Origin of the sequence: Cellulomonas sp. IC4_254, from assembly GCF_011603975.1 — a bacterium.
In the GTDB taxonomy this organism is placed as follows: Bacteria; Actinomycetota; Actinomycetes; order Actinomycetales; family Cellulomonadaceae; genus Cellulomonas.
This window is the reverse complement of the sequence record NZ_JAANNB010000148.1, coordinates 1-9,763: the sequence shown is the minus strand read 5'-3', so window position 1 is coordinate 9,763 and position 9,763 is coordinate 1. Positions and strand designations below refer to the sequence as shown.

Annotated in this window: 9 protein-coding genes and 1 tRNA gene; 2 read left to right on the top strand and 8 right to left on the bottom strand. The window is 74.9% G+C overall.

Annotation, left to right across the window (positions count from 1 at the left end):
- Positions 1-15: 15 nt before the first annotated feature.
- The 3 genes from G6556_RS13870 to G6556_RS13860 are packed head-to-tail and all read right to left on the bottom strand — an operon-like array spanning position 16 to position 3,228.
- Complete coding sequence (locus G6556_RS13870; protein ID WP_166942467.1) at positions 16-906, bottom strand: carbohydrate ABC transporter permease; 891 nt, start codon at positions 904-906, stop codon at positions 16-18.
- A complete protein-coding gene (locus G6556_RS13865; RefSeq protein ID WP_166942464.1) occupies positions 906-1,925 on the bottom strand; it encodes a sugar ABC transporter permease in 1,020 nt (339 codons plus the stop codon). Before G6556_RS13865 ends, G6556_RS13870 begins: the two co-directional genes overlap by 1 nt.
- A gap of 7 nt (positions 1,926-1,932) precedes the next feature.
- Positions 1,933-3,228 carry an extracellular solute-binding protein gene (locus G6556_RS13860; RefSeq protein WP_166942461.1) on the bottom strand — a complete coding sequence of 432 codons (1,296 nt, stop codon included), beginning with the start codon at positions 3,226-3,228 and terminating at the stop codon, positions 1,933-1,935.
- Between the two features lie 223 nt (positions 3,229-3,451).
- On the opposite strand from G6556_RS13860, the gene G6556_RS13855 reads away from it, so the two are divergent.
- Together G6556_RS13855 and G6556_RS13850 are read left to right on the top strand one after the other, a co-directional pair.
- Positions 3,452-4,483, top strand: a complete 1,032-nt coding sequence (locus tag G6556_RS13855) for a LacI family DNA-binding transcriptional regulator (protein WP_166942457.1) — start codon at positions 3,452-3,454, stop codon at positions 4,481-4,483.
- Positions 4,484-4,566: 83 nt separating this feature from the next.
- Entirely contained in the window at positions 4,567-5,169 is a 603-nt protein-coding gene (locus G6556_RS13850) for a sugar O-acetyltransferase (RefSeq protein ID WP_346774902.1), read from the top strand.
- Between the two features lie 23 nt (positions 5,170-5,192).
- On the opposite strand, the gene G6556_RS13845 is transcribed toward G6556_RS13850, so the two are convergent.
- From G6556_RS13845 to G6556_RS13825, 5 genes are all read right to left on the bottom strand, one after another.
- Positions 5,193-5,266 (bottom strand) — tRNA-Thr (locus G6556_RS13845).
- 95 nt (positions 5,267-5,361) lie between these two features.
- A complete protein-coding gene (locus G6556_RS13840; RefSeq protein ID WP_166942454.1) occupies positions 5,362-6,645 on the bottom strand; it encodes an MFS transporter in 1,284 nt (427 codons plus the stop codon).
- A gap of 131 nt (positions 6,646-6,776) precedes the next feature.
- Positions 6,777-7,640 carry a thioredoxin domain-containing protein gene (locus G6556_RS13835; RefSeq protein WP_166942451.1) on the bottom strand — a complete coding sequence of 288 codons (864 nt, stop codon included), beginning with the start codon at positions 7,638-7,640 and terminating at the stop codon, positions 6,777-6,779.
- A 36-nt stretch (positions 7,641-7,676) separates the two neighbouring features.
- A complete protein-coding gene (locus G6556_RS13830; RefSeq protein ID WP_166942448.1) occupies positions 7,677-8,231 on the bottom strand; it encodes a hypothetical protein in 555 nt (184 codons plus the stop codon).
- Between the two features lie 78 nt (positions 8,232-8,309).
- A partial coding sequence (locus G6556_RS13825; RefSeq protein WP_166942445.1) for a hypothetical protein occupies positions 8,310-9,763 on the bottom strand: 1,454 nt, incomplete at its 5' end.

Below are 9,763 nucleotides of genomic sequence, written 5' to 3'. Positions count from 1 at the left end.
CCCCGCCCGCCGGCCTCAGCCCTTGACGGCGCCGGTGAGCCCGCCGACGATCCGCCGCTCGAAGAGCGAGAAGAAGATCAGCGCGGGGATCATCGACAGCGACGTGAACGCCAGCACCCGGGCGGTGTCGACGGAGTACTGCGAGGCGAACGCCTGGACGCCCAGCGGCAGCGTGTACTGCCCCTCGTCGTTCAGGATGAACAGCGGCAGCATGTAGCTGTTCCAACTCGCGACGAACGCGAGGATGCCGACCGTCACGACGCCCGGGACGGACAGCGGCACGACCATCCGGAAGAAGAACCCGAGCCGGCTGGCGCCGTCGATCGAGGCGGCCTCCTCCAGCTCCTTCGGGATCGCCCGCAGGAACGGGACCAGGATGATGATGGTCGTCGGCAGCGCGAACGCGATCTGCGGCAGGATGATGCCGGCCAGGCTGTTCATCAGCCCGAGCTGCCGGATCATGATGTAGAGCGGCGTGATCGCGACCGTCATCGGGAACATCAGGCCCGCCGCGAACAGCGAGTACATCGCGCCGCGGCCCCGGAAGTCGTACCGGGCGACGACGAAGCTCGCCATCACGCCGAGGATCACGACGCCGATCGTGGTCGCGATGCCGCAGATCGCCGAGTTCGCGAACTGCTGCCAGAACAGCGAGCTGGTCAGCACGTCGACGTAGTTGCCGAACTCCCAGGTCGTCGGGAAGCCGGACGGGTCGACGGTGATCTGCGAGTTGGTCCGCAGGCCGCCGAGCACGATGTACGCGACGGGCCCGATGCAGATGCCGACGAGCAGCCACGCGACGACGTAGACCAGCGGGTTGACGCGCTCGAGCGAGCGGCCGCGCCGACGGCGGGGCTCGGGGCGCGAGGCGGGCAGCGGCGGCGCCTGGAGCGCGGTGGCGGCCATCACTTCTTCCTCTCGGTGAGCGCGCCCTCGGTGTCCCGGCGGAGCACGAAGCGCTGGTAGGTCAGCGCGATGACCAGCGAGATCAGGAACAGCACGACCGCGACGGCGTTGCCGAAGCCGTAGTTCCCGGCCAGGCGCCCGTTGGACACCATGTAGGTGGCCATCGTCGACGTCCCAGCGGTCGCGGAGACGTACTGCCCCCAGATGATGTAGACGAGGTCGAACAGCTGGAGCGAGCCGATGATCGACAGGAACGCCCAGATGCGGATCGTCGGGCCGAGCAGCGGCAGCGTGATCGAGCGCTGCGCCTGCCAGTAGGAGGCGCCGTCGATGGCCGCGGCCTCGTGCAGCTCCTCGGGGATCGACTGCAGGCCGGCGAGGAACAGGATCACCGCGAAGCCGATGTACTTCCAGGTGATGATGAGCATCAGCGACCAGATGGCGATCTTCGGGTCGGACAGCCAGTCGGTCGTCAGGAACCCGAGCCCGATCTTCTCGAGCAGGTCGTTCACCGCGCCCGTGGTCTGGAGCATGAGGCTCCAGCCGGTCCCGACGATGACCTCGGAGATCACGTAGGGCACGAAGATCAGGACCCGGATCAGCGAGCGCCCGCGGATCTTGCGGTTCAGCAGCAGCGCCAGGATCACGGCCGCGGGCCCCTGGAGGACCAGGGACATCACGACGATGAACGCGTTGTGCCGGAGCGCGTCGTGGAACGTCGGGTCCTGCAGGATCGCGACGTAGTTGTCCAGCCCGACGAAGTCGGTCGGCGGCCCGAAGCCCTTCCACTTGAAGAAGCCGTAGTACGCCGCCATGACGACGGGGAAGATGACGAACGCCAGGAAGACCAGGATGGCCGGCCCGGACAGGAGGCCGATCTCGAGCCGCTGACGCCAGCTCCCGCGCCGCCGGCGCGGGCGGGGCGCCGGGGACGGTGCCGCGACGGCACCGCCCCCGGCCGCCGAGCGACCCTCGGGCGACGAGATGACCAGCGGGCCCACGCCCTGCGAGTCGCTCATGGTCGTGCTACTCCTTGGCCGCCGCGGCGTTGACAGCCTCGACGATCTTGTCGGGGCTGCCGCTGCCGGCGAGCATCTCGACGACGCTGGTGTTCAGCGCGTTGCCCACGTTCTGGCCGAACAGGGTGTCGAGCCAGACCGACACGTAGGCCGCGTCGTTGTAGGCCGCCAGGACGTCCTGCAGGGCGGGGTCGGTCACGACGGACTGCGCGTCCTTGCTGGCCGGCAGGGTCACGAACGCCTCGGCGTAGCCCTCCTGGTTGTCCTTCTCCGCGATGAAGTTGAGGAAGTCGGCGCACTCCTTCGGCGCGTCCACGTAGCAGGTGAAGCCGTCGACGCCGCCCATCATCGCGGTGGCGTCGCCGTCACCGCCGTCGACCGCCGGGAACGGGAACCAGCCGAGGTCGGCCAGCGGCTGCTGGTCCGGCGTCAGCGAGGCGATGACGCCCGGGTCCCAGGCGCCCATGAGCTCCATCGCGGCCTGGTGGTTCGCGATGAGGCCGGCGGAGGAACCGGCGCCCTGCTGGGCCGTCGTGGTGAGGTAGCCGTCGTTGAACGGCTCCGTGCCGGCGAAGTCCTGCAGGTCCTCGCCCGCCTTCGTCCAGCACTCGTCGTCGAAGGACATGTCCTTGGCGGCCTGCGTCATGGTGTCCTGCGAGCACTCGCGCAGGGCGAAGAAGTAGTACCAGTGCGCGGCCGGCCAGGCGTCCTTGGCGCCCAGCGCGATCGGCTGGATGCCCGCGGCCTTGAGCTTGTCGACCGCGGCGCTGAGCTCGTCGACCGTCGTGGGGGTCTCGGTGATGCCGGCCTGCTGGAACAGGTCCTTGCTGTAGTAGATGCCGCCGGGCAGCACGGCCGTCGGGACGCCGTACACGCCGCCGTCGACGGAGAACGCCGCCAGGGACGCCTCGCCGAGCGCGTCGCGGGTCTCCTGGGTGAGCGCGTCGCTCAGGTCCATCGCCTGGCCGGCCTCGACGACGTCGGCGAGCTTGCCGCCGCCGCGCGCCATGAAGATGTCCGGGGCGTCACCCGAGTTCAGCGCGGTCTGGAGCTTGCCGTCCATGTCCTCGTTCTGGATGGACTGGATGTTGATCGTGACGCCCGGGTTGGCCTCCTCGAACGCCGCGACGGTGTCCTCCCAGTAGGCCTTGCCGTCGCCCGTCGTCGAGTTGTGCCAGAACGTCATCGTGACGTCCCCGCCCTCGTCGCCCCCGGACCCCGAGTCGCCGCCGCCGCAGGCGGCCAGGGTCATGGCCGCCACGACCGCGGCGGCCGTGACCGCCAGCGTCTTCCGTGCCTTCATGATCTGCCCTCTTCGTTGAGTTGACCGTGGTCCACCCCGCCGGGGCCGGACCGGTTCGCCGTCGGCGGGAGACCGCCGGTGCGCCGTGCTGCTGAGGCCCGACCCCGCGGCTGTGCGGGAGGCGGACCTGCTCGTCATCAGTGACTGCACGAGGGACTCTGGCAGCCGTCGCGATGACGTGTCAACCGTTGTCGATAACGTTTTAGTGACTATGCTGCGGGCCATGGCACAGCGGGTGACGATCACCGACGTCGCCCGCGAGGCCGGGGTCTCCGTGGCGACGGTCTCCAAGGTCATCAACCAGCGGGACGGCATCGCCGCCGGCACCGCGACGCACGTCCGCGCCGTCGTCGACCGGCTCGGCTACGAGTCCAGCCTGGTCGCGCGCGGGCTCCGCTCGCACCGCACCGGCGTCATCGGCGTGCTGGTCGCGGAGTTCGAGCCGTTCAGCTCCGAGATCCTCAAGGGCGCCGGCGCCGCCCTGCGCGGCACCGAGCACGCGCTGCTCGCCTACACCGGCGGCGGCTCCGGCCGCGCGGGCTGGGAGCACCGCTACCTGGCGCGGCTCAGCGGCACCCTCATCGACGGCGCCGTACTGGTCACCCCCACCGTGCTGCACGCCGGCACCTCGGTGCCGGTGGTCGCGGTCGACCCGCACGCCGGTCCGGGCGGCCTGCCGACCGTCGACTCCGACAACCTGCACGGCGCCGTCCTCGCGGTCCGGCACCTGCTCGGCCTCGGCCACCGGCGGATCGGGTTCCTCGGCGGGCGGGCCGACCTGGAGTCCTCCCGGCTGCGCGAGGCCGGCTACCGGGCGGCGCTCGCCGAGGCGGGCATCCCGGTCGACCCCGCGCTGATGCACGTGGCCGAGTACCGGCGGGACGCGGCCGACGCCCCGACCGCCGCGATGCTGGCGCTCGCCGACCCGCCCACCGCGCTGTTCGCCGCCAACGACCTGTCCGCCATGGGCATCCTCGACGCCGCCGCGCGCCTGGGCGTGCGGGTGCCGGCCGACCTGTCGGTGATCGGGTTCGACGACGTGCCCGAGGCCGCCGCGACCACACCGCCGCTGACGACCGTCCGGCAGGAGATCCAGGGCCTCGGCCGCGCGGCGGTGGGGATGCTGCTCACCCTGCTCGGCGCCGAGGGGCCCGCGGGCGAGCGGGCCGGGGACGACGCCCCGGGCGCCGGCCAGCACCTGCGGCTGCCGACCCAGCTGGTGGTCCGCGGCACGACGGCGGTCCCCCGGCGCTAACCGGTCCACCGCGCCGGGAGGTCCCAGACGAGCGGCGGCGCCCGCCTGGGACACTCGGTGCACACGACGAAGGAGACGCACCCGTGGAGCTCGACCTCGCGACCGCCCTCGCGGACGGCCGCACCGAGTACGACAAGATGGTCGCCGGCGACTGGTACCGCTACCGGCACGGCCCCGAGCTGGCGGAGCTCACCACCAGCACGCAGCGGACCTGCCGCCGGATCACCGCCCTGTACGACGAGGACCGCGCGGCGGCCGAGGCCCTGTTCCGCGACCTGCTGGGCAGCGTCGGCGCGGACGTCGACTTCCGCCCGCCGTTCTACCTCGACTACGGGCACCGGCTGCACCTCGGCGACCGGACCTTCGTCAACGCGGACTTCCTGACCCTCGGCGGCGGCGAGATCCGGATCGGCGCGGACGTGCTGATCGGCCCCAGCGTGCGGCTCTACACGCCGACGCACGTCCTCGACCCCGAGCTCCGGCCGCAGGGCTGGGAGCGGGTCTCGGCCATCACGATCGAGGACGGCGTCTGGCTCGGCGGCAGCGTGGTCGTCTGCCCGGGCGTGACCATCGGCGCGCGCTCGGTGGTCGGCGCGGGGTCCGTGGTGACGAAGGACGTGCCGCCGGACGTGGTCGTGGCCGGGAACCCGGCGCGGGTCGTGCGCCCGCTGCTGCCGGAGGGCTGAGCGGGCGGGCCGGCCGGTGACGGAGCCCCCTGTCGGATTCGAACCGACGACCTGCTGTTTACAAGACAGCTGCTCTGGCCAGCTGAGCTAAGGAGGCGTCGCGCCCCCGCGGGAGCGCGGCGCCCAGCCTACCGGCCGGCCGCCCCCGCGCCCGGGACCTCGGCGCCGCCCGGCGACCCCCGGCCGCGGGCGTCAGGGCTGCGGGTCGAGCGCGTCGTACCGCCAGAAGCCGCGCTGCGCCCGGACGAGCACCCAGAGGATCACGACGCAGGCGAGGCCACCGACGACGGCCGCCCCGCCCTCGCCGAGCGCGCCCGACGCCCAGCCGAGCAGCAGCTCGCCGAGCCGGGGCCCGCCGGCGACGACCACGATGAACACGCCCTGCAGCCGGCCGCGCATGTCGTCGGGCGTGGCGGTCTGCAGGATGGTCTGCCGGAACACGGCGCTGACGGCGTCGGCGGCGCCCGCTGCGGCGAGGGTCACGACGGCCAGCGCGAGCGCGGCCCACAGCACGTGGCCGGGCTCGGACCGCCCGGCCACGACGAGCACCGCGCCGAACCCCGCGACCGCGAGGCCCCAGACGGTGATCGCGACGACGATGATCCGCCCCTGCCAGCGCACCCGCGCCAGGCCGCCGGAGAACAGGCCCGCGAGCATCGCGCCCGCGGCGACGGCGGCCGTGAGGACGCCCGCGGTGGTCTCGCCGCCGCCGAGGTACACCAGGCCGACCGCCGGGAACAGCACCCGCGGCGAGGACGTGATCATGGCGACGAGGTCGACCAGGAACGTCATGCGGACGTTCGGCCGGGTGCCGAGGTAGCGCAGGCCGTCGAGCACGGACGCCAGCCCGGCGCGCGCCCGCCGGGTCCCGGACGGCTCCGGGAGGATCGGCGGCAGCCGCAGCAGGGCGGTGAACGCGAACGTGAACAGCACGGCGTCGAGCGTGTAGACGATCCCGTAGTCCAGCAGCGCCACGAGGCCGGCCCCGAGCAGCGGGCCGAGGGTCAGCGCGACGTTCCAGCCGACGGTCTGCAGGGCATTCGCCGCGGGCATCAGCCGCGGCTCGAGCAGGCGCGGGATGATCGCCGAGCGCGCGGGGCTGTTCACGGCGCCGGCGCCGGACTGCAGGGCGATGAGCGCGTACAGCACGCCGACGTGGGTGTTGCCGGACCAGCCCTGGACCGCGAGGCCGACGGTGGCGACCCAGCTCACCGCGGAGGCGATCAGGGCGACCTTGCGGCGGTCGGCGTGGTCGACGATGGCGCCGCCGTACAGCCCGAACACCACCAGCGGGACCAGCGCGCACAGCCCGACGACGCCGACGGCGAACGTCGAGCGGGTCATCTCGTACACCTGGAGCCCGACCGCGACGACGGTGAGCTGGGCGCCCAGGTTCGCGACCGACAGCCCCCACCAGAGCCGGCGGAACTCGGGGCTGACGCGCAGCGGGGTCACGTCCACGAGCAGGGAGGGCACCGCCGGAGTCTACGTGGCGTCTACAGCGATCCGCCGGGTGGTGCCGGGGCCGGACGCGCGCGGGCCCCGGCCCCCGGACGTGTGCCCGGGGCGCCGGGGCCCTCGCGGTGGTGCGCGAGGTCAGGCGCCGGTCAGGAGCCGACCGCCTGCAGCAGCGCGTTCGGGTCGGTCCAGTTCTCGGTCCAGACGTCGCCGTCGATGGTGATCGTCGGCGTGCCGAAGCTGCCGTTCTGCTCGTTGACGAGGTCCGGGTTCGCCGTCACCTCGTTGGTCGCCGAGGTCACCCACTGCCCGAACCGGTCCAGCGCGCTGCCGTCGGCGATCTTGTCCGCGACGCCGTCGGCCACGCCGGCCTCGCGCGCGATGTCGGCGATCTCGGCGTTGGTCAGGCCGCTGGTGTTCTCCTCGGGCTGGCCGGCGAACAGCTGCTCGTTGAATGCGGCGAACTGGTCGGGGGCCTCGTCGGCGACGAGCGCCGCCGCGGAGGCCGCGCGGGTCGAGTACCCGGTGCCGTTCGAGAACCGGTTGAGGATCGCGATCGGGTGGTAGACGACGGTGGCGGAGCCGTCGGCGGCGAGCGAGATCAGGTTCTCGCCGTTGGCCTCCTCGAAGGCGCCGCAGGCGGGGCACATGTAGTCGAGGTAGACGTCGACGCGGGTCGTGCTGTCGTCGACCGTCCCGCCCACGCCCGTCGCGCTCACCGGGATGCCGCCCTCGGGCAGCGCGGTGCTCGGCACGTCGCTGACCTCGCTGAGCGGGGTGTCGGGGTAGTCGGGCAGGGCCTCGTCGCTGCTGCTGCCGCTCTGCAGGAACAGCCAGGCGCCGACGCCCACCAGCGCGAGGACCGCGACGGACAGCATGCTGATGCCGAGGACGCGGTTGCGCCGGTCGCGCTTGAGCTGCTGCTCGCGCAGGGCGCGCGCCTGCTCGCGGGCGGCGTCGCGCCGCTCGTTCTTGCTCTGCCGGCCCTTGCCCGGGCTCGGGGTGGTGCTCATCTGTCCTGCTCCTTCGGTCGGGTCTGCTGCGGGTGCTCAGGCGAGCGCCGCGGGCGGACCCCGGTGCGGGTGCAGGGCGCGGGCCAGGACGGCCGGGCGCGGGTGGCCGGGACGGGTCGCGGGTGCGGGGCGCGCGGCGCCGGCCGGGCGGGCGGAGACCGCGCGCGGCAGGGCGTGCAGCACGGCGCCGAGCACGGACCGCGCGGTGCCGGCCGCGCGGAGCAGCAGGGCGGCCAGGCCCAGGCCGAGCGCGCCGAGCGCCGCGTGCAGCGCGACGACGGGGAGCACCAGCCCGAGCGCGAGGACCACGCCGTGCGACGCCCCCGGCGTCAGGGCGACGCCGGTGGGGCAGTCGGCGGCGTCCTGCAGCACCGCGAGCCGGACGCCGAGCACGGCCAGCGGGCCGTCGATGGTCACGCACTGGTGCACGACGGTGCGGACGGCGCCGAGCCAGCCGGCGCCGGCGAGCGCCACCAGCGAGGCGACCGCGGTGAGCAGCGGCAGCAGCGCCGCGCGGGGGACGCGGCCCGGGCGGGACCCGCGTCCGGGCAGCGGCGGACCAGGCACGCGCGCGTCGGCGGTCCCGGTCATGCGGCCAGCGTACGGGGTGCGCCTGGGCGGGACCTGGGCCCCGGGTGCCAGGTTCGGGTGGCGGGTCCGGGTGCCGGGTCAGGCGCCGACCGGCAGCACCGGCGCCGCGAACGGCGCCCAGTCCACGAGCGTGCCCGTGACCGCGAGCGCCACCAGCGCCCCGGCGCCGAGCAGCGCGAGCAGCACGACGACGGTGGCCCCGCCGCGTCCGGGCGCGACCCCGCCGAGCAGCCAGCGGGCCCCGACCCGTGTGGTCCGGGCCGCGGGCCCCCACCACAGCCCGGCCAGCCCGGCGGCGGTCGCCACGACCAGCAGCGCCGCGACGGACTCCGGGGCCGGCGCGTCGTCGACCGCGCGCAGCGGCCCGGCCTCCACCGCGCCCGAGCCGACCAGCCACCAGCCGACCCCCAGCAGGATGACCACGAGGCTCGCGGCCACGAGCAGCGACGGCAGCAGGGTCACGAGCGCGCGCACGAGGTGCCAGGGGCTGGACGCGACGGCGCGCAGGGCGTCCGACCGCCGCGCGCCGACCCGCTCCCGCCGCCGGCCGACGGCGTCCGCCACGGACCCGACGGTGCGGGCGAGCAGCACCAGCGGCACCAGCGCGAGCAGGGTGGCGCCGGGCCGCACGGCGGCGCCGGTGAGCACGAGCAGGGCCAGCGCGAGCAGCGTGCCGGTGCGCCGCGGCGGCTCGGGCGCGGGCGGCGGGCCGGCGTCCTCGCCGTCGGGCCACCCGCCGGGGTACGCCCCCGGGTGGTCGCCGGGGGCCGCGCCGTCGTAGTCGCCGCTGTCGTAGGTCGCGCCGTCCGGGCCCGGGACGCCCGCGCCGTACGGGCGGGTGTCCCAGGCCTGCGTCGGCGACTCGCCGGTCGCCCACCGGTCGTCCTCCCCGGTCGCATCCCACGAGGGCGGTGCGGCGGTGCGCGGCGGCACCGACGGCGGGGCGGTCGCGGGGGCGGCCGCGCCGAACGCGCGCGTGCTGCCGTCCTGCGCCGGTGCGCCCCGGCCCGCGCCGGGCAGCACGGCCGTGCCGTCCTCCGCGGTCCCGAGCACGGCGGTCCCGTCGGGCCCCAGCACGGCGGTCGCGCCGGTCGCCGCGACGGCGCCCGCGGGCAGCGGCCCCGTCCCGGCGTGCTGCGCCACGGTGGGCGTGCCGTCCCCGGCGGCCAGCGCGACGGTCGCCGCCCCCACGGCGCCGAGCGCCACCGTGCCACCGGCCGTGCCGCCGCGCAGCGCACCGCCACCGCGCGGCCCGGCCGCGAGCGCCGCGGCGGCCGCCTCGTCGTCGTACTCCTCGCCCCGGCGCTCCGCCTCCGCGAGCGCCGCCACCACCTCGTCGGGCTGCGCGCGGTCCTCGGGGTCGGCGGCGAGGGCGTCCCACAGCGCCCCGGCGGTCACCGGCCCGAGCCCCGCGAGGTCGGCGTCGCCGCTGCGGGTGCGCACCAGCACCGCCTCCAGCGGGCGGGTGCCGAACGGCGCGCGGCCGGTCGCGGCGTACGCGAGCAGCGCGGCCCAGCCCCACCAGTCGGTGG